The following is an 18,954-nucleotide window of genomic DNA, read 5'->3' as shown; positions in this document are numbered from 1 at the left end:
AAAACACATGGCCGCCACCGGAAAAGTCGTCCAGGTCCTCGGCAACGTCGTCGACGTCGAGTTCAGCGCCGAAACGCTGCCGCGAATCTATACCGCGCTGCTGACGACGATCAACGATCGCGAGCTGACACTCGAGGTGCAGGGCGAGCTCGGCAACAACCAGGTCCGCTGCCTCGCGATGGGCGGCACGGAAGGTATGGTCCGCGGCGCCGACGTCACAGACACGGGCGCGCCGATCACCGTGCCGGTCGGCGAAGCGACGCTCGGGCGCATCTTCAACGTCCTCGGCAAGGCCATCGACTCCGACAAGCCGGTCGCGGCGAGCGCGAATCATCCCATCCACCGCGAAGCGCCCAAAGTCGACGAGCAAGATCCGACGACGGTCATGTTCGAGACGGGCATCAAGGTCGTCGATCTCATGGCGCCTTACGTCCGCGGCGGCAAGGTCGGACTCTTCGGCGGCGCCGGCGTCGGCAAGACCGTCCTTATCCAAGAGCTCATCCGCAACATCGCCGCCGAGCACGGGGGCTACTCGGTCTTCACCGGCATCGGCGAACGGACGCGTGAAGGCAACGATCTGTGGCTCGAGATGAAGCACTCCGGCGTCCTCGAGAAGACCGCGCTCGTCTTCGGCCAGATGGACGAGCCGCCGGGCGTGCGCCTGCGCGTCGGCCTTACGGGCGTGACGCTTGCGGAATACTTCCGCGACGAGCAGGGCAAAGACGTGCTGCTCTTCATCGATAACATCTTCCGGTTCATGCAGGCTGGCTCCGAAGTGTCGGCGCTCCTCGGCCGCATGCCGTCGGCTGTCGGTTACCAGCCGACGCTGGCGTCCGAGATGGGCGCGCTCGAAGAGCGGATCACGTCGACGCGAAAGGGCTCGATCACGTCCGTCCAGGCTGTATACGTACCGGCCGACGACCTCACCGATCCGGCGGTTGCTACGACCTTCGCCCACCTCGACGCGACGACCGTGCTCTCGCGCTCGATCTCCGACAAGGGCATCTATCCGGCGGTCGATCCGCTCGCGTCGACATCGCGTCTGCTCGAACCGCGCTTCGTCGGCGAAGAACACTACCAGGTCGCACGCCGCGTCCAAGAGACGCTCCAGCGCTACAAAGATCTGCAGGACATCATCGCGATCCTCGGCGTCGAGGAGCTATCGGAAGACGACAAGGTCATCGTCGGTCGTGCGCGGCGCATCCAGCGCTTCTTGAGCCAACCGTTCCACGTCGCCGAAGCCTTCACGGGCCGCCCCGGCAAGTACGTGCCGCTCAAGGAGACGATCGCGGCCTTCAAAGAGCTCGTCGAAGGCAAGCTGGACGATCTCCCCGAGCAGGCGTTCTACATGTGCGGCAATATCGACGAAGCGAAAGCGAACGCCGAGAAGATGTCGGCGGCCGTCTAGCAGATGCCAGCCACATTCGCGCTCGCCGTCATCACGCCGGCCGAGGTGAAGTTCGAAGGAACGGCCGAGATCGTCATCGCGCCCGGCGCCGCCGGCGACATCGGTGCGCTCGCAAACCATGCGCCGATGCTGACGACGCTCCGCATCGGCGTGCTCCGCGCTACGGTCGAGGGCTCCCGGCGGATCGAGTACGCGATCAACGCCGGCTTCATGCAAGTGCTTCCCGACAAAGTGCTCGTCCTCACCGACGTCGCGCTTTCGTCGAGCGAGATCGACGTCGAAAAGACCCGCGCCGAGTTGCACCGCGCCGAAGAATCGGTCGCGGCCAAGCGCGGCGGCGACGACAAAGCCGAGCGCGCAGCGGTCACGTGGGCGAACGCCAAGCTCGAAGCCGCGCACCGGCCGGTGGCCTGAGATGGACGCACTCGACGGCCTGCGCACGAGGCTCGTCATCGAAGGCGGCCGCCGGCTCGAAGGCGTTGTCGACGTACCGGGTGCGAAGAACGCCGCGCTCCCGATCATGGCCGCTGCGATCCTCGCTGAAGGCGAGGTCGTGCTTCACAGCGTTCCACGCATCACCGACGTCGATGTCATGGCTGCGCTGCTCGAGAGTCTCGGCGCGCGCGTGCGCGAACAGGCGGGTGGGACGCTGCTCATCGACACGAGCGCGGTCACCTCGCACCCCGCTCCATACGCGCTCGTCAGCAAGCTCAACGCGTCGTTCGACGTCGCGGGGCCGCTCCTCGCGCGCTTCGGCCGCGCGGAAGTGCCGCAGCCTGGCGGCTGCGTCCTCGGACCGCGCGCTATCGACTTGCATCTGCGCGGATTCGAGCTGCTCGGCGCGACCGTCGCGCTCGAACACGGATCGATCGTCGCATCGGCGGCGAAACTCACCGGCACGACCGTGGCGCTCGCCAAACCGAGCGTCGGGGCGACGAAGAACATCATGCTCGCCGCGACGCGAGCGCGCGGCACGACGACGATCGAGAACGCGGCACAAGAACCGGAGGTCGCCGATCTCGCGGGCTTCATCAACGCGATGGGAGGACGCGTCGCAGGCGCCGGGTCGCCGACCATCACGGTCGAGGGCGTCACAAAGCTCCACGGGTGCGAGTACACGATCATCCCCGACCGGCTCGTCGCCGGCACGTACCTGCTCGGCGCCGCGATCACGGCAGGCGACGTCACCGTCCGCGGCATCGATCCGTCGATGCTCGACGCGCTCACCGAAAAGCTCGCCGCATGCGGGTGCCGCGTCGCAGCCGAGGGAGTCGCCCTGCGCGTCGTCGGCGTCCCCGAATGGCGCCCGGCCGACGTAGTCACCGCTCCGTACCCCGGTTTTCCGACCGATCTGCAGCCGCCGTTCGTCGCTTACATGAGTTTGGCGAAGGGAACGGCTCTCGTTGAAGAAACCATCTTCGATGCGCGGTTCGTCTACGTGTCCGAACTCGCACGTATGGGAGCCGACGTCAAGGTATCCGGGAGGAGCGCGGTCGTCCAAGGCGTCGAGCGCCTGCAGGATGCAGTCGTCGAAGCACCGGACATCAGGGCAGGCGGCGCGCTCGTGCTCGCCGCGTTGGCAGCCGAAGGAACGTCCGAAGTCGGTGGACTCGAGTACATCGACCGCGGTTACGAGTTCTTCGAAGAGCGGCTGGCGTCGCTCGGCGCGTCGATAGCGCGTACGAGCGTCGTCTCACCGGTCACGCCGCGCATCGACATCGGCCTCACGGCGCAGTTGCCGAAGGTCGTCACTCCTTATCGGTCGGCGTGACCTCAAGGACGAATCATCTTGGAAATCGGCATCGATCTCGGCACGGCGAACGTCTTGGTCTACGTGCGCGGCAAAGGCATCGTGCTTCGCGAGCCGTCGGTCGTCGCGCGCGACACGAGGTCAGGCAAGACGCTTGCGGTCGGTGAAGAAGCGCGCATGATGCTCGGCAAGACGCCGAGCAGCATCCAGGCGATCCGTCCGCTTCGCGACGGCGTCATCGCAGACTTCGAAGTCACCGAGGCGATGCTCAACTACTTCATCAAGAAGGTGACGCGCAACAACGGCTTCTTCTCGTTCTTGCGTCCGAAGCCGGCGGTCACGATCTGCGTGCCCGCCGAGATCACGTCGGTCGAAGAGCGCGCCGTGCGCGACGCCGCGAAACTCGCGGGCGCGAAGAGCGTCGACATCATCGAGGAGCCGATGGCGGCCGCGATCGGCGCCGGCCTGCCGATCGACGGTCCGAGCGGGAACATGGTCGTCGACATAGGCGGCGGCACGACGGACGTCGCCGTCATCTCGCTCGGCGGCATCGTCGTCAGCCAATCGCTGCGCGTCGCCGGCAATAAGCTCGACGAAGCGATAGCGAGACATATCCGGCGTGTCTACAACCTCATGATCGGCGAACGGACCGCCGAGGACATCAAGGTGACGATCGGATCGGCCTACCGCCTCGATCAAGAATTGACGATGGACATCCGCGGCCGCGATCTCATCAACGGCCTGCCGAAGACGGTCGCGATCACCTCTGAGGAAGTGCGCGAGGCGATGGCTGAGCCCGTCGGATCGATCATCGACGCGGTCAAGAGCGTTCTCGAGAAGACGCCGCCCGAACTCGCCGCCGACATCATCGATCGCGGCATCATCCTGACCGGCGGCGGTGCGCTGCTTCGCGGGCTCGATTCGCTGCTCAGCGAAGTGACCGGCATCCCGGTCATCGTAGCGGAAGATCCGATGTCGTGCGTCGCCATCGGCACGGGCCAACGCGTCCGCTTCTAAGCGAAAGAATGGAGCGGTCGACCTTTACGGTCGACCGCCGCGATCTTCCGATCAATACGTCGAGGACTAAGCTGTGACGGCGCGGATGCCACGCGCGATGAGGTCACGCGCGGCGACGAGGCGTTTGCGCGTCTGCGATACGATGCGCCGCCCGCCGGCGCCGGCGCGGTTGCGCAAGACGATCGCGACGGAGAACGGCGCGAGCGCAATCGATGCGACACCGATTGCGATGAGGAGCGCGATCAGAAACGTGCGCTGTCTCATGTGGATGTGTACGCCTTTGGCGGACCGCGCCCAAGCCCCTCGCGTCTATCGGCCGAGCGAGGTGTGTTTTCGATGAGAATCGTGCGCGTCGCAGGGACGCCTGACGCCTTGCTCTTGAATGAAACGGCACGCTGCATCGCCGACGGGGGCACGATCATCTTTCCGACGGACACGGTCTACGGCATCGGCTGCGCGGCCGAAAACGATCGCGCGGTCGAGTCGATTTTCGCCGCGAAACGGCGTCCGGCCGAAAAGCCGCTCGCCGTCCACCTCGCATTGCCGGACCTCGCCGATCGCTACGCGCGAAAGATCTCGCCGGCGGCGAATGCGCTCATCGGGAAGTTCTGGCCGGGACCGTTGACGATCATCGTCGAGCGAAAAGATGGCGTGTGCGAAGCTGCCGGACGCGGCGGCGCGACGATCGCGCTTCGCTGCCCGGACGACGATGTATGTCGCGCGATCTTGACGGCGACCGGTCCGCTCGCGGCGACATCCGCTAACATCAGCCGAGCGCCCGCTTACGACGGCGGCGACGACCTCAGCGCGTTGCCCGAGGCGGCGCTTGCCATCATCGCAGGTCGGACAAAACGGCGGCGAGAAAGCACGGTGCTCGATTGCTCCGCAGATACCGTGCGCCTGGTCCGACAGGGCGCGCTCGAAGCTGCCGATGTCGCAAAAGCGATCGCCGGCATCGCCCCATTCGCGCGATGAACTCGCGCGGCCAACCGTTAATATAGGCGTACGCATGCATCTTCGTCGCCTCGCGATCCTCATATGTCTGTTAGCCGCGTGCCGCCTCGCCGCGGTTCCAGCGGCTTCTGCGACGCCGACGCCCCAGCCGAAAAGCGCTCCTAAGACCGGCGCCGCTCCTGTATCGGTCCCGACGGCACCGCCGTCGTCGACCGCGACGTGCGACAAACAGATGACGTTCGGTGAAGTGACGCTCTGCTCGAACGAGTTCAACTTCAACTTCAAGACCGGCGACGTGCAGTTCCCGTTGCCGCTCCATGGCCGCACGTCGGACGGAACGTATCAAGCGGACCGCGGCTACGGCAATCTCCACAGCCAGATCATGAACCTCATCGGCCATGTCATCGTCCATCGCGCTGCGACGCACGACAAACAAGGCAAGCCGGTCGAGGCGATGACGCTCACCGCCGATCAGACGCACATCGAGAGCAAGGCGAAGTTCTACCGCGCATCGGGTAACGTCAAGATCGTCCAGGGCAACATGACGATGACGGCGCCGCTCATCGTCGACGACGAGACGCACCGGTCGATAAGGGCATCCGGCGGCGTCAAGATCGTCCGCGGCGATCAGACGATGACCGCGCCGCAGATAACGCTCGACGAGAACACCCACGTCGCGGATCTGAGCGGCGGCGTGCATGCGGAGCAGCCGCCGAGCCGCACGTTCGATGCGGCCGAGGTCTTTTACAACACCCAGACCCAAGATTTCAAGGCCGTCGGCTCCGTCCGGATGCAATTCCCGGCCAATCAGCCCGGGCCGGCCGGCTCGCCGCGTCCATCGCCGACGCCGCGCGGCGGCGTGAAGCCGCGCGCGAGCGCTGCACCATCGGCTGGCGCGACACCATCGGCGAATTCGGCATCATCTTCGAACTCGCCGCCGAGTCCGGCTCCGCCGGCATCCGCGGCGCCGTCGCCGACCGCATCGCGCAAGCCGTAGTGACGTTCGTCACACGAACCCCGACCGAGGGACTGTAAGCCGCCTCCGTTCCGATGGTATATGTGTACGGTCGTACCGCGCTCGGCGGCGCGGCGCCTCATGCTTCGTGCGGTTCGGAGACCCATGCGTTGATCGACTTCATCGACAAGAAATTCACGGACTTGCTGCTCGAGAAGGGGCTTATCACGCCCGAGCAGCTGACGCAAGCCATCGAGCGCGCCGAGCAGAACCGCGAGCCGCTCGACAAAGTGCTCGTCGACCTTCGTGCCGCTCCCAAAGACGAGATCATGTGGGCGCGCGCCGAGGAGATCGGCAAGATCTACGTCGACCTGACGAATCGCAAGATCGATCAAGAGATCGCGGACATCGTCCCCGAGGCGGTCGCCCGCCGCCACAAGCTCATCTGCATCGGCCGGGTCGACAAGAAGGTCACCCTCGCGATGGCCGACCCGACGGACATCTTCGCGCTCGATGACGTCCGCATGCGCACCGGCTATACGCCCGAACCGGTCCTCTCATTCATCGACGACGTCGAGCACGCGCTCGACAACATATACGCGGGCGATAGCCAGTGGCAGTCGATCGTCGGCGACGCGGAAGACGAGATCAACGTCGTCAAAGATCAAGAGGAGATCCCGGACGAGGTCATCGTCGACGCTCCGGTCGTCCGCCTCGCCGATCTCATCATCACGCAAGCGATCGCGCAGAAGGCCTCGGACATCCACATCGAGCCGTTCGAACGCGAGGTCGTCGTCCGCTATCGCATCGACGGCGTGCTCCGCACCGTGATGAACCCGCCGAAAGCGATCCAGCCGGCGCTCATCTCGCGCTTCAAGATCATGGCGAACTTGAACATCGCCGAGCGGCGCATACCGCAGGACGGCCGCATCCAGATCAACATCAAGCGCGACCGCTACGACTTGCGCGTCTCGGTCCTGCCCTGCCTCTACGGCGAGTCGGTCGTCATGCGTATCCTCGACCGCAAGAGCGTCATGGTCGACCTCGACCGGCTAGGCTTCCATCCCGACCTGCTTGCGACGTGGAAGAAGCTCATCGCTTTGCCGAATGGCGTTCTGCTCGTCACCGGACCGACCGGCTCGGGTAAATCGACAACCCTCTACGCATCGCTGAACGCGATCAACGACGCCGAGACGAAGATCGTGACGATCGAAGACCCGGTCGAATACAATATCCACGGCATCAATCAGGTCCAGGTGCATCCCAAGGTGGGCCTGACGTTCGCAGCCGGCCTGCGTTCGTTCTTGCGCCAAGACCCCGACGTCATGATGGTCGGTGAGATCCGCGACCAAGAGACGGCGCTCATCGCCGTGCAGTCGGCCCTCACCGGTCACCTCGTCCTGTCGACGCTGCACACGAACGACTCGGTCGCGTCGATCACGCGCCTCATCGACATGGGCACCGAACCGTTCTTGCTCGCGTCATCGGTGCAAGGCATCATGGCGCAGCGCCTCGTGCGCACGGTCTGCAGCCAGTGCAAGCGTTCGGTGAAAGTCATCCCGGCGATCGCCGCGAAGTTCAAGGAATACAACATCCCGGTCGACAGCCTCAAGCTCCAGCGCGGCGAGGGATGCGATCTTTGCGCCGGCTCCGGATATAAGGGGCGCGCCGGCATCCACGAGCTCTTCGCGATGACCGACGAGATGCGCCGCCTCATACTCGAACGCGCGCCTTCGTCAGAGCTCAAGAAGCAGGCCCTTTCGCAGGGCCTTCGCACGCTTTATCACGACGGCCTCATCAAGGTCGCGCAGGGCATCACGACGCTCGAAGAAGTCCTCCGCGTCGCCGTCGACTAAGCCGCGTTCAGTCCAATAGGGTGAATGGAGCGGTCGACCTTCATGGTCGACCGCCGCGGCCTACCAACAGAAAGCTCGTCTCCGGTCGAGCCAAAGCTCGACCGCTACAGATCCGTAGGGTAAGTCCGTTTCGCTAGGTCTTGGTGTCGTTGTCGCCGGGGTCGTAGAACTTGCGGCCAGCGAGTTCGTCGGGAAGATGCTGCTGTTCGACGCGCGAGCCTTCGAAGTCGTGGGCATACTTATAGTTCTCGCCGTAACCGAGGCGGCGCATCAGGCCGGTCACAGAATTTCGGAGGTGTAAGGGTACGGGCAATGTCCCCGTCTGTTCGATAGCTTCTGAGGCAGCCGAGTAGGCGCGCAAGGTCGAGTTGCTCTTCGGAGCGAGCGCGAGGTAGAGGGTCGCCTCGGCGAGCGGGAACATCGCTTCCGGCATACCGATCGTATGCGCGGCGTTGTGCGCTGCGACGACGACGGACATCGCTCGGGGATCGGCGAGGCCGACGTCCTCAGAGGCTGAGATGACGAGCCGCCGTGCGACGAACATCGGATCTTCGCCGGCTTCGAGCATGCGCGCGAGCCAATAGATCGCGGCGTCCGGATCGCTGCCGCGGATCGACTTGATGAAGGCCGAGATGACGTCGTAGTGCTCGTCGCCGGCGCGGTCGTAGCGCAGCGCGCGGCGCTGCATCGCCTCTTCGACGTCGCTCCGCTCGATAACCGCCGGTGCCGCTCGCGCGCTCGCGATCTCCGTCGCGAGCTCGAGCGTGTTCAGCGCGACGCGCGCGTCGCCGTCTGCGAGCGCGATGAGGCTCGATCGCGCATCAGGGGTGAGCGTCGCCAGACCGCCAAGTCCGCGATCTTTATCGATGAGCGCGCGGTCGACGACGACTCCGAGATCGCTCTCGCTCAACGATTCGAGCACGTACGTCCTGCTCCGCGAGAGCAGCGCGCTATTCACTTCGAATGACGGGTTTTCGGTCGTCGCGCCGATGAGCGTCACATCGCCCCGCTCGACGTGCGGCAGCACCGCGTCTTGCTGCGCTTTGTTGAAGCGATGGATCTCGTCGATGAACAGGATCGTGTGGCGCCCGCCATTGCGGCGCGCGAGCGACGCGTCGGATATAGCACGCCGCAGATCCGCGACGCCGGCGGTGACCGCGGAAAGCGCGACGAATCGCGCTTTCGCCGTTCGGGCGATCAAGCGCGCGAGCGTCGTCTTACCGGTTCCCGGCGGGCCCCAGAGGATCATCGAGGGGACCTTGCCCGTCTCGATCGCGGCGCGCAAGCCCGCGCCCTCGCCGACGATGTGGCGCTGGCCGACGAACTCCTCGAGCGTCCGCGGCCGCATGCGCGCGGCGAGCGGCGCATCGGGCGGCAGGGCGTCGATGGCGTCCGGCCGTTCGACCGGCCCGAACAGCGACGGTCTATCCTCCATACGGCCGACTTCGCCGCGCGAAGATGTCATCTTGCAGCTGTCGAATCAGCGCAGCATGACGCGCATCTACCTCGATAACGCGGCGACGACCGCCGTTCGCCCGGAAGTGCTCGATGCGATGCTTCCGTTCCTCAGGCAGAGCTACGCGAATCCCTCAAGCCCGCATTCGAGCGGGCAGGCAGTTCGCCGCGCGATCGATGAGGCGCGCGAGAAGACCGCCGCGGCGATCGGCGCCAAACCGACGGAGATCGTGTTCACAGGCGGCGGCTCGGAGGCGGACAATCTCGCGATCTTCGGCATCATGGATGCGCGCGCGGAAAGAGGGCGCGGGTTCATCACCTGTGCTATCGAGCATCATGCCGTGCTCCACGCGGCGGACGCGTTGCGGCGGCGCGGCGACGACGTCACGATCCTACCAGTCGATGCCGAAGGCAAGGTCGAACCGCAAAAGCTGCGCGACGCCCTCGACGACAAGACCGTGCTCGTCAGCATCATGCATGCGAACAACGAGGTCGGCACCATCCAAGACGTGCGCGAGCTCGCATCGATCGCACACGAACGCGGTGCGCTCTTCCATACCGATGCGATCCAAACCGCAGGTCACGTGAAGATCGACGTCGCCGAGCTCGGCGTCGACGCGCTGTCCCTGTCGGCGCACAAATTCGAGGGACCGAAAGGCGTCGGTGCGCTCTACGTCAAGCGTGGCACGCGGGTGCGGCCGCGCGTCGTCGGCGGCGGGCAGGAGTTCGGCAAGCGGGCCGGCACCGAGAACGTGGCGGGCATCGTCGCGCTCGCGACGGCGCTCGGGTTCGCCGTGCGTGAGATAGATGTCGAAGCTCCGAGGATATCCGCGCTTCGCGATCGTTTCGTCGACGCGATTTGCGGGAAGATCGATGCGACGGCGCTCAACGGCTCGCGCTCGCCTCGCTTACCGAACAACGCGAGCATCCGCTTTGACGGCACCGATGCGAGCGGCGTCATGATAGCACTCGATCTCGCAGGCATCGAAGTGTCGACGGGAAGCGCGTGCACGTCGGGTTCGCTCGAGGCTTCGCACGTCTTGACCGCGATCGGATTGCCGGCCGAAAAAGCGCGCGGCACCGTGCGCTTCTCGCTCGGGCGGACGACGACCGACGGCGAGATCGATGCGGTGATCGATGCGTTGCCGGCGATCGTCGAGAAGTTGCGCGGCATCGCGACATCGACGTTCGCGCAGCCGCTGCGGGCGCGCTGAAGGAAGGCTCCCGCTTTCCCACCACAGAAGGGGCCTCGTCCCTCGGTGCGACGAGGACGAGGAGGCCAAGCAGACCGTGAGCTCTCAAGATTTCCTGTGGATCGCGATCGGCGTCGCATCGCTGGCGGCCGCAGGCGGCATCGCGTTCGCGTGCATCAGGCTCGGCCTCACGCTCCGGCGGCTCGAAACGACGCTCGACGGCGTCGACCGCCAACTCGCCGGGGCAGAGCAGCCGCTCCAGAAGACGCTGACACATGTGAGCGGCGTCGCCGAGAGCATCGAAGACATCGTGGACAAGCTCGATAAGGTCGCCAATGCGGCGACCGCCGCGGCCGGCGCGGTCGCCAAGACCGCCGACGCCGCACAAGCCGCGGTCACCCCGACGCTCGCGAACCTCGTCAGCGTCGTCGCGGGCGTGTCGCAGGGAGCGAAGACATTTTTCCGATCTCGCGGACGCAACGGTTCGCACGACGAGGGCTAGGAGGGCTACCAGTGGATAAAGGCGACCGTGATTCAGGGTTTGGATTTTTCTCGGGACTGCTGATCGGCGGCATCGTCGGCGCGGCGCTCGCGATCGTCCTCGCACCGGGAACCGGTGAAGAGACCCGCGACTACATCCGCGGCCGGGCGCACGAGGCGAAGAATCGCGCTGTCGATCTCGCGTACGACGTCCGCGACCGCGCGGCGACAGTTGCCGACGATCTCCGCGCGCAGGCCGACCAGCTGTCGCAGATGGGGCGCGAAGCGTACGACAGCATGCGGTCGAAGATGAACGACGCTGTCGACGCCGGCCGTAAAGCCGCGCAATCGAAGATCGACGATATGCGAGAGCAGTAGGCGGTGGATATCAAAGTCGACGTACGGCAGACGGATGGGGCACGCGGCGTGAGCGTCGTCGACCTCAACGGCGAGATCGACGTCTATACGTCGCCGAAGGTCAAAGAGACGATCACCGACCTCATCGACAAGGGCCACTACGCGCTCGTCATCAACCTCGAGAACGTGCGCTACATCGACTCGACGGGGCTCGGCGTCCTCATCGGCGGGCTCAAGCGCGTCCGCGAGCACAGCGGCACCGTGCATCTCGTGTGCACGAACCCGCAGATCAAGAAGATATTCGACATCACCGGCCTCGCGAAGATATTCGGCATCTTCGACTCGGAGCAGGCGGCGTGCGCCAGCCTTTGAGCCCGGAGAGCGGGGCGAACAAGACGCGCCGCGTCGAACTTCACATCCCGGCCGAGCCGGAGTGGGTCGGCGTCGCGCGTCTCACCGCGGCCGGCATCGCGAGCCGGCTCGATTTCTCGATCGAGGATCTCGAAGACCTCAAGCTCGCCGTCGCCGAGGCCTGCAATTGCTGCATCCAAAACGGCGGCGACGGCGACCTCAGCATGGCGTGCGAACTTCAAAGCGATCGCATCGCGATCGCAGTCGAGCGTCGCGGCGCGCTGGCGAAGCCCGGCGCGCGACCGCCCGCTTCGGGCGACGACGCGGAGCTAGGAGGGCTCGGCGTGTTCCTCATCCGTGCGCTCATGGACGACGTCGTATACTCGTCCGACCAGACCGGGACCAGGCTGACGCTCATCAAACGCCTCGGGAAGTGAACCTCTCGATGTCCTCACGCGTGCGGACGGACGGAGCGGAAGAGCGGTTCGACCGGGATCAGACACGGGAATGGTTCTCCCAGTACGCCGCCTCGAGCGACCCGGAGATCCGCGAAGAGCTCGTCGTCGCGCACCTCAACCTCGTGCGCTACCTCGCCGTCCGCTTCGCCAACCGCGGCGAATCGATCGACGATCTCATCCAGGTCGGCACGGTCGGCCTCATCAAGGCGATCGATCGCTTCGACAACGAGCGCGGCGTCGAGTTCACGACGTACGCGACCCCGACCATCATCGGCGAGATCAAGCGTCACTTCCGCGACAAAGGCTGGGCTGTGAAGGTGCCGCGCCGCCTCCAGGAGCTCAACCTCGCCGTCAATCGCGCGGTCGAGACGCTCGCGCTCGAGCTCGGGAGATCCGTGACCGTTTCCGACCTCGCGACTCGCCTCGAGGCGAGCGTTGAAGAGATCATCGAGAGCCAGGAACTCGGTCAGGCATACAACGTGCTTTCGCTCGACACCGAGCTCGCTGCCGAAGGCGAAGCGCGTTCGGCGACGCTGCTCGACTACGTCGGAGCGCATGACGAAGCGCTCGAGCTGTTCGAGAACAAGGCGAATCTCGAAGCGGCGATCCACGTGCTCGACCCGCGCGAGCGAGTCATCGTCTATCTGCGGTTCTACGAGAACCTCTCGCAGACCGAGATCGCGAAGCGGCTCAACGTGTCGCAGATGCACGTGTCGCGCCTGCAAGCGCGCGCGCTCGCGAAGCTCAAGCAATCCCTCAAGGTCGACGAGGGGTAGAAGGCAGAACCCCCGGGACGCCATGACTTCAGCGGAGCTGCGGCGGTCTTTCGTCGACTTTTTCGTCGGCAAAGGTCACAAGCAACTGCCCGGCGCGAGCCTCATACCGGATGCGATGTCGACGACGTTGTTCACGATCGCCGGCATGGAGCCGTTCGTGCCCGTGTTCTTGGGCGAGGAACCCGCTCCGAGCCCGCGCGTCGTCACCGTGCAGCGATGCCTGCGCGTCGCCGGCGGCAAGAACGACATCGAGAACGTCGGACGCAGCGGGCGTCACGGCACATTCCTCGAGATGCTCGGTAATTTCTCGTTCGGCGATTACTACAAGCGCGAAGCGATCGCGTTCGCGTGGGAGTACCTGACGAAGACCCTCGCGCTTCCCGTCGAGCGGCTCTACGCGACGGTGTACGTCGACGACGATGAAGCCGCGGAGATCTGGCGGCGCGACATCGGCCTGGCGCCCGAACGGATCTCGCGGCTGCGCGAAGACAACTTCTGGGATATGGGCCCGACCGGCCCCTGCGGACCTTGCTCCGAGATCTTCTACGACCTCGGGCCGCAAGTCGGGTGCGGGAAGCCGACCTGCGGGGTCGGTTGTCCGGATTGCGACCGCTACATCGAGTTCTGGAACCTCGTCTTCCAGCAGTACGACCGCGACTCGAGCGGCACGCTCCACCCGCTGCCGAAGAAGTGCATCGACACCGGCCTCGGCTTCGAGCGAACCTGCATGATCATCGCCGGCAAGACGTCGATCTTCGACACCGATCTCTATCAGGACATCATCGTGAGCCTTCCGGCGGGTGGCGCAAGCGCGGTCGCCGAGTCCGAACGTGCCGTCCATCGGCGCATCGTCGCTGATCACGCGCGCGCCGTCGTCAATCTCATCGCAGACGGCGTGACGCCGAGCAACACCGATCGCGGCTACGTCCTGCGGTTCCTCATCCGCCGGGCCGTCCGCAGCGGCAAGGTCCTAGGCTATCCGAACGCATTTCTCGCCGGCGTCGTACCCGCGGTCGTGAAATCGCTCGCGAGCGGTTATCCGGAGATCGCCGCCGCGGCGACCGAGATCGCGGCGAAGGTTCGCTTGGAAGAGACGCTTTTCGAGGCGACGATCCAACGCGGCCAGGCGATACTCGCCGAGAAGATCGAGCAGCTGAAGGGCTCGCATACCGCCGTCCCCGGCTCGGTCGTCTTCCTGTTGCACGACACGTACGGATTTCCGCCCGAGCTCACCGCCGAAATCGCAAGCGAAGCAGGCCTTCAAACCGACATGGCCGGCTATCGCGACGAGATGCGCGCGCAACGCGAACGCGCACGCCGAGACGCTATGAGCAAGCGCGCCGAAGTCCGCGTCGACGCCGGCGCTTCCGGCGACGTCGCCCCGTCGGTCTTCGTGGGGTACGAGACGCTCGAAGCGCAGGCGGCGGTGTTGTGGCTCGGCGACGCGCGAGGCGCCGCGGTCGATTCGCTCGACGCCGGCGTCGAAGGTCTCGTCGTCCTCGACCGCACGCCTTTCTATGCCGAGCGCGGCGGCCAGATGGGAGATCGCGGCGTGCTCGCGACGTCCGGCGCGACCTTCGACGTGCAAGACGCTCGCTACGAGGACAAATCGCATCGGCGCGTCGTGCACGTCGGCAAGGTGCGGGCCGGTTCGCTCAAGACCGGCGACCGCGTCGACGCGATCGTCGACCCGGTATGGCGTCGGGAGATCAGGCGCCACCATTCCGTGACGCATCTCTTGCAGCGCGCGCTCAAAGACGTCGCAGGCGAGGGTGTCGCGCAACGCGGCAGCGCCGTCTTCGCAGACCGGACGCGCTTCGACTTCGATTCGCCGGTCGGACAACTCGCGAAGGAACAGCGCGCTGAGGTCTCATCGCGAGTCAACGATCTCATCCGGTCGGACTATCACGTCGAAGTCGAGGAGATGCCGTTTGCGGAAGCGGTCACGCGCGGCGTCGTCTATATGAAGGGCGAGCGCTACGGCGACATCGTCCGCGTCGTCCGCTTCGGTCCGAGCGTAGAGCTGTGCGGCGGCACGCACGTCGGATCGACGGGAGAGATCGGCCACTTCATCCTCTTGTCGGAATCGGCGATCGGGGCGGGCATCCGTCGCGTCGAGGGCCTCGCCTCCGAATCGGCCGATGCATACGACGCGCGCATCCGCGATGCGGCGGAGGAAGCCGGGTCGGTCCTGACGGCGACCATCGAACAGCTGCCCGAAGCCGTCGCAAGGCTCGCGCGCGAGCGGCGCGATCTCGAGAAAAAGCTTGCCGCTCTTCAAAGCCAGATCACGGCCGGACGGGCGAGCGAGTACATCGCAGGCGCAAAAGATGCGGACGGCGTCGGCTACATCGCGCTGCGCACACTCGGCGACGAAGGCGTCGACGGTCGAGAGCTGGCGAATTCGATCCGATCGAAGTGGCCGAGCGGCGTCATCGTCATCGCATCGGCGAACGACGGCAAGGTCTCGCTCGTCGTCAGCTCGAGCGACGACGTCGCCGGCAAGGGTGCGACGGCGAAGTCGATCTTCGCAGCGCTCGCTCCCCATATCGACGGCAAAGGCGGCGGCAACGCGACGCTCGCCCAGGGCGGCGGCCGGAACGCTGATGGGATCGACGCCGCACTCGATTCGGTACCTGCCGCGATCAGCAAGGCGCTCCGTGGCTGACGGCCGTCGCCGCGGTTTCGAAGTCGCACTCGTCATCGCGGCGATCGCCGTCTCGATAGCACCCGCGTCGGGCGCTCCCGACCAGACCTCGCCGGCGCCGTTGCCGTCGGCGAGCGGTCTCGGCGTGACCCGTCCGATCGATCGCTACCGCGCCGCGCTTGCGGCGCTGCCGCCGCTCAAAGACATGGTGTTCCAATACAGCGAGAGCCGGACGGGTCCGACGCGGACGCTCGTCGAGCTTCATCGCGTCTACCGCCGCGTCGACGGCGCCGAACGCAACGAGACGATCGCCGTCAACGGCGCAACGGTCGTCCCGGCGATCGTGCACTACTCGACGAGGCCGGTCTGGCCGTACGACGTCCGTGCATTCGCCGTGAGTTCCGACGAATACGACCTCATGCCCATCGGGCCGAGGCTCGTCAACGGGAAACGAGCATACGGGATCTCCGCGGTTAGGACCACAACGGGCGACTTCTCCGTCACCGCGGTCTTTCTCGACGAGACGGCGTGGCTGCCGCTCCGAGAGACCTACTCGGTCACCGGCAGCGGTTGCACCGGCACGGGTTCGATCGACTTCGGCCGAGCGGGGGGCACGTGGCTGCCGACGTCGACCCAGGTGAGTTGCACGGTCGGCGACGGCGGCGCGACGTTCAAAGAGTCGATCGCCTTTTCCGGCTTCACGTTCCCGCCGTCCTTGCCGCCCGACATCTTCGCAAGCCAACCGCCAGAGGGCCCATGAAACAGTTGCTGCTTTCGGGCACGAGAACGCGGTTCTGGATCGTTTTTGCATTGGCGGTCGGGGCGTACTTCGTATCGTCCGGATTTGCTGCCCCTACTGCGTACAATAATTACTCACTGCTTGCCGACGCGATGATCCACGGACACGTTTGGATTGATCGCCCCAGCCCCGCGATCGACGCCGTGACGTTCCAAGGTAGCTACTTTATCGTCGAGGCTCCGCTACCAGCGATCCTGATGATCCCGCTTGCGCTCTTCTTTGGCACGATGGCCAATCAGACGCTGGCGTGTGTGATTTGCGGTGGCTTTGCTGTCGCGGCGGCGGACCTCATGTTTTCCAGAATGCAAATGCCTACAAGCATTCAAACGTGGCTCGTCGTTGCTTTGGCTTTGGGCACTGATCTGTGGTGGTGCTCGGCGTTCGGCGCCGTTTGGATGTTCGCCCACGTTGCGACGGTGATGTTCCTAATGCTGGCGCTGGGCGAGTGGTACGGGGAGCGACGCAATTGGCTCGTGGGTTTCCTGCTAGGGTGCGCGGTGCTTTGTCGGTTCCCGGTCATCCTCTCTGTGCCTGTCTTTCTCTTATGGGAGATGCGCTCGCTAAACCGGCAGTACCTCAAGAACGCCGCGTACATCCTCGCGGGTCTTGCGCCCGCCGTAGTTTTCGAAATTATCTATAACTACGCACGCTGGCATGTGCCAACCGACTTGGGCTTCATGATCTTTTACCACGAAGATCAAAATATGGGATCACCTATTGGATCACCATTTTCAATAGATCACATCCCGTTCAACCTTTACAGTTGGCTCTTTCTCGCACCGCAGTTCTACGTCCAAATGCCCTGGGTTCGGCCCACGGGGTTTGGCGTCGCCCTGACATTCACGAGCCCAGAGCTCGCGATCGCCTTTTCCGCAAAACTCAACCGGGAGACAATTCTGTTATGGAGCGCCACACTGCTGGTTGCGATTCCGGCTCTACTTTACTTCACTAACGGCTTTGAGCAGTTTGGCATGCGCCATACTCTCGACTTCACACCGTTCTTGTTCTGTTTGATCGCACGCGGGCTCCAGCAAAGACCGTCGGGGACGTCCTTTGTGCTCGTCATTGCGGCCTGTTTGGCAAACGCGTATGGCGTCTGGTATTCCTGGGCCTACCATGCATTCTCAGTCGTGCCTCAACTATGACCGATGGTGCACACGATTTAGGCGGCGGTTCGCGTAACAGTTAGTGACAGATAGCGAAACGAATCGATACTTGACACCCGGAACAGTCGGAACTAGAATGTGGACGAGCAGGGGCCTGATCGGATGTCAACTCTGCCGGTATTTGGGCGTTTACGCCCTCGTGGCATAGGACGTTTGGCGCAGTACCAAAGCCCGTCAACGCATCAGGCAGCTATCCAGTGTGAACATCCAAGTCGATGAGAGGCATTGTTTTATGAGCTCTATCAATAGCTGGAAACGAGCGCTTCAGGTAGCGGCCCTCGGTGCCGTAGTTCTGCTGAGCGCCTGTCAATCTAGTGGCTTGCCGGCGACAACTCCCCCACCACCAAGCGGTCGGACCGTGGACCACGCATTGCTTCCACCCGGTTTCGCCGCGGGCACACCATCTGCGCACGGAACGCCGCTACCGTCTTACGCCCACCTGGTCAAACATCCCGGATGGTTCTCGCCGCGCTGGGCGACTATGTATCTATACATCGCCGATCAGTCGCTCAATCAAATTGATATCTTTCCGTTGATGAAGCCAAACCAGCCTCAAGCCGGCGCGATCACCGCGGGAATCGATGGGCCTTACGGCTTGTGGTATGAGAGACAGACGCAGTCGCTGTACGTGGCTAATCAAAACAATAGCACTGTAACAATGTACTCGCACGGATCAATCACGCCAAAACGCACCTATTCTGAGGGACTTAGTCGCCCGCTTTATCCTATTGTCGATAACAATGGGGTGTTGTACGTCGGCAACGCAAACAATGGAACGGTAGTGGAATACTCGCCGGGAAGCATACACGTGCACCAAACATTGCAGACACCCGGAATTGAAGCCGACGGCCTTGCCTTGGACAAGCACGAGAACCTCTACGTCGCCTTCCGGCGAGACAACGGGGCCGGCGATGCGGGCATCGAGGAGTTTCCGCCGGGATCAACTCAGGGCAAAGTCCTAGGCATGTCGCTAGACGAACCACAGGGTGTGATCGTCACCGACGACGGCACGATAGTCGCCACCGAGAGCGGGTCAACAAACCGTATCGATGTCTTTCCAGCGGGTTCGTCCACCCCTTCGCTTGAGGTGCCGATGCCTCAGGGAAGCGTCGCGACCGAGCTTGCCATTGACTGCAGGGTCAAGCTACTTTATGTGTCGGGCTTGTATAGCGGCGCGGTCTTTAAAATCAAGTACCCGCTCCCCGGCGAGAGCCTAATCGAGCAAGACCAAGTCTCGGCCACAATACAAGGAACGACCGTGACCGACAACGATAACAATTAACATCAGCGAGGGCGAGACCAATCGCGGGCTCCGATTGAAAGGTCGGAGCT

Annotated in this window: 19 protein-coding genes; 17 read left to right on the top strand and 2 right to left on the bottom strand. The window is 64.3% G+C overall.

Going from position 1 to position 18,954, the window contains the following annotated elements; all coding sequences use genetic code 11:
• Positions 1-7: 7 nt before the first annotated feature.
• Genes atpD through VFO25_01805 form a run of 4 tightly spaced genes read left to right on the top strand, consistent with a single transcriptional unit; the run spans position 8 to position 4,175 of the window.
• Positions 8-1,408, top strand: coding sequence for a F0F1 ATP synthase subunit beta (gene atpD, locus VFO25_01820; protein HET9341638.1), 1,401 nt, complete (start codon positions 8-10; stop codon positions 1,406-1,408).
• Positions 1,409-1,411: 3 nt separating this feature from the next.
• Positions 1,412-1,822 (top strand): ATP synthase F1 subunit epsilon, encoded by a 411-nt coding sequence (gene atpC / locus VFO25_01815; protein HET9341637.1) that lies wholly within the window; start codon positions 1,412-1,414, stop codon positions 1,820-1,822.
• Position 1,823: 1 nt separating this feature from the next.
• Complete coding sequence (gene murA, locus VFO25_01810) at positions 1,824-3,179, top strand: UDP-N-acetylglucosamine 1-carboxyvinyltransferase (protein HET9341636.1); 1,356 nt, start codon at positions 1,824-1,826, stop codon at positions 3,177-3,179.
• Positions 3,180-3,197: 18 nt separating this feature from the next.
• A complete protein-coding gene (locus VFO25_01805; GenBank protein ID HET9341635.1) occupies positions 3,198-4,175 on the top strand; it encodes a rod shape-determining protein in 978 nt (325 codons plus the stop codon).
• 66 nt (positions 4,176-4,241) lie between these two features.
• On the opposite strand, the gene VFO25_01800 is transcribed toward VFO25_01805, so the two are convergent.
• Complete coding sequence (locus VFO25_01800; protein ID HET9341634.1) at positions 4,242-4,439, bottom strand: hypothetical protein; 198 nt, start codon at positions 4,437-4,439, stop codon at positions 4,242-4,244.
• 72 nt (positions 4,440-4,511) lie between these two features.
• On the opposite strand from VFO25_01800, the gene VFO25_01795 reads away from it, so the two are divergent.
• The 3 genes from VFO25_01795 (at position 4,512) to VFO25_01785 (ending at position 7,940) form a co-directional block, all read left to right on the top strand.
• Positions 4,512-5,150, top strand: coding sequence for an L-threonylcarbamoyladenylate synthase (locus VFO25_01795; protein HET9341633.1), 639 nt, complete (start codon positions 4,512-4,514; stop codon positions 5,148-5,150).
• Positions 5,151-5,184: 34 nt separating this feature from the next.
• Entirely contained in the window at positions 5,185-6,126 is a 942-nt protein-coding gene (gene lptC / locus VFO25_01790) for an LPS export ABC transporter periplasmic protein LptC (GenBank protein HET9341632.1), read from the top strand.
• Between the two features lie 128 nt (positions 6,127-6,254).
• Positions 6,255-7,940 carry an ATPase, T2SS/T4P/T4SS family gene (locus VFO25_01785; protein HET9341631.1) on the top strand — a complete coding sequence of 562 codons (1,686 nt, stop codon included), beginning with the start codon at positions 6,255-6,257 and terminating at the stop codon, positions 7,938-7,940.
• Between the two features lie 133 nt (positions 7,941-8,073).
• Here the strand turns inward: VFO25_01785 and VFO25_01780 are convergent, their stop codons facing one another.
• Positions 8,074-9,375, bottom strand: a complete 1,302-nt coding sequence (locus tag VFO25_01780; GenBank protein HET9341630.1) for a replication-associated recombination protein A — start codon at positions 9,373-9,375, stop codon at positions 8,074-8,076.
• Positions 9,376-9,430: 55 nt separating this feature from the next.
• Between VFO25_01780 and VFO25_01775 the strand changes: the two genes are divergently transcribed.
• From VFO25_01775 to VFO25_01730, 10 genes are all read left to right on the top strand, one after another.
• Entirely contained in the window at positions 9,431-10,609 is a 1,179-nt protein-coding gene (locus VFO25_01775) for a cysteine desulfurase family protein (GenBank protein HET9341629.1), read from the top strand.
• A gap of 76 nt (positions 10,610-10,685) precedes the next feature.
• Positions 10,686-11,090 carry a hypothetical protein gene (locus VFO25_01770; GenBank protein ID HET9341628.1) on the top strand — a complete coding sequence of 135 codons (405 nt, stop codon included), beginning with the start codon at positions 10,686-10,688 and terminating at the stop codon, positions 11,088-11,090.
• An 11-nt stretch (positions 11,091-11,101) separates the two neighbouring features.
• Positions 11,102-11,446 carry a YtxH domain-containing protein gene (locus tag VFO25_01765; protein HET9341627.1) on the top strand — a complete coding sequence of 115 codons (345 nt, stop codon included), beginning with the start codon at positions 11,102-11,104 and terminating at the stop codon, positions 11,444-11,446.
• Between the two features lie 3 nt (positions 11,447-11,449).
• Positions 11,450-11,797, top strand: a complete 348-nt coding sequence (locus tag VFO25_01760; GenBank protein HET9341626.1) for an STAS domain-containing protein — start codon at positions 11,450-11,452, stop codon at positions 11,795-11,797.
• The gene (locus tag VFO25_01755) at positions 11,782-12,213 is read left to right on the top strand and encodes an ATP-binding protein (protein HET9341625.1); all 432 of its coding nucleotides are present in this window, start codon (positions 11,782-11,784) and stop codon (positions 12,211-12,213) included. The genes VFO25_01760 and VFO25_01755 overlap by 16 nt, the downstream gene beginning before the upstream one ends.
• Before the next feature lie 8 nt (positions 12,214-12,221).
• Entirely contained in the window at positions 12,222-13,010 is a 789-nt protein-coding gene (locus VFO25_01750) for a SigB/SigF/SigG family RNA polymerase sigma factor (protein HET9341624.1), read from the top strand.
• A gap of 22 nt (positions 13,011-13,032) precedes the next feature.
• Positions 13,033-15,678, top strand: coding sequence for an alanine--tRNA ligase (gene alaS / locus VFO25_01745; protein ID HET9341623.1), 2,646 nt, complete (start codon positions 13,033-13,035; stop codon positions 15,676-15,678).
• Positions 15,671-16,417 (top strand): hypothetical protein, encoded by a 747-nt coding sequence (locus VFO25_01740; protein ID HET9341622.1) that lies wholly within the window; start codon positions 15,671-15,673, stop codon positions 16,415-16,417. Before alaS ends, VFO25_01740 begins: the two co-directional genes overlap by 8 nt.
• The gene (locus VFO25_01735; GenBank protein ID HET9341621.1) at positions 16,414-17,601 is read left to right on the top strand and encodes a hypothetical protein; all 1,188 of its coding nucleotides are present in this window, start codon (positions 16,414-16,416) and stop codon (positions 17,599-17,601) included. The genes VFO25_01740 and VFO25_01735 overlap by 4 nt, the downstream gene beginning before the upstream one ends.
• A 379-nt stretch (positions 17,602-17,980) precedes the next feature.
• Positions 17,981-18,904, top strand: coding sequence for a hypothetical protein (locus VFO25_01730; protein HET9341620.1), 924 nt, complete (start codon positions 17,981-17,983; stop codon positions 18,902-18,904).
• Positions 18,905-18,954: the final 50 nt, after the last annotated feature.

Source organism: Candidatus Eremiobacteraceae bacterium, from assembly GCA_035710745.1.
Taxonomy (GTDB): domain Bacteria; phylum Vulcanimicrobiota; class Vulcanimicrobiia; order Eremiobacterales; family Eremiobacteraceae; genus JANWLL01.
This window is presented reverse-complemented; position numbering and strand designations above follow the sequence as displayed.

Coding starts and splice junctions, on each gene's coding strand:
- atpD (HET9341638.1), top strand. CDS start 8: ATGGCCGCCACCGGAAAAGTCGTCCAGGTCCTCGGCAACGTCGTCGAC.
- murA (HET9341636.1), top strand. CDS start 1,824: ATGGACGCACTCGACGGCCTGCGCACGAGGCTCGTCATCGAAGGCGGC.
- VFO25_01800 (HET9341634.1), bottom strand. CDS start 4,439: ATGAGACAGCGCACGTTTCTGATCGCGCTCCTCATCGCAATCGGTGTC.
- VFO25_01795 (HET9341633.1), top strand. CDS start 4,512: ATGAGAATCGTGCGCGTCGCAGGGACGCCTGACGCCTTGCTCTTGAAT.
- VFO25_01775 (HET9341629.1), top strand. CDS start 9,431: ATGACGCGCATCTACCTCGATAACGCGGCGACGACCGCCGTTCGCCCG.
- alaS (HET9341623.1), top strand. CDS start 13,033: ATGACTTCAGCGGAGCTGCGGCGGTCTTTCGTCGACTTTTTCGTCGGC.
- VFO25_01735 (HET9341621.1), top strand. CDS start 16,414: ATGAAACAGTTGCTGCTTTCGGGCACGAGAACGCGGTTCTGGATCGTT.
- atpC (HET9341637.1), top strand. CDS start 1,412: ATGCCAGCCACATTCGCGCTCGCCGTCATCACGCCGGCCGAGGTGAAG.
- VFO25_01750 (HET9341624.1), top strand. CDS start 12,222: ATGTCCTCACGCGTGCGGACGGACGGAGCGGAAGAGCGGTTCGACCGG.
- VFO25_01780 (HET9341630.1), bottom strand. CDS start 9,375: ATGGAGGATAGACCGTCGCTGTTCGGGCCGGTCGAACGGCCGGACGCC.
- lptC (HET9341632.1), top strand. CDS start 5,185: ATGCATCTTCGTCGCCTCGCGATCCTCATATGTCTGTTAGCCGCGTGC.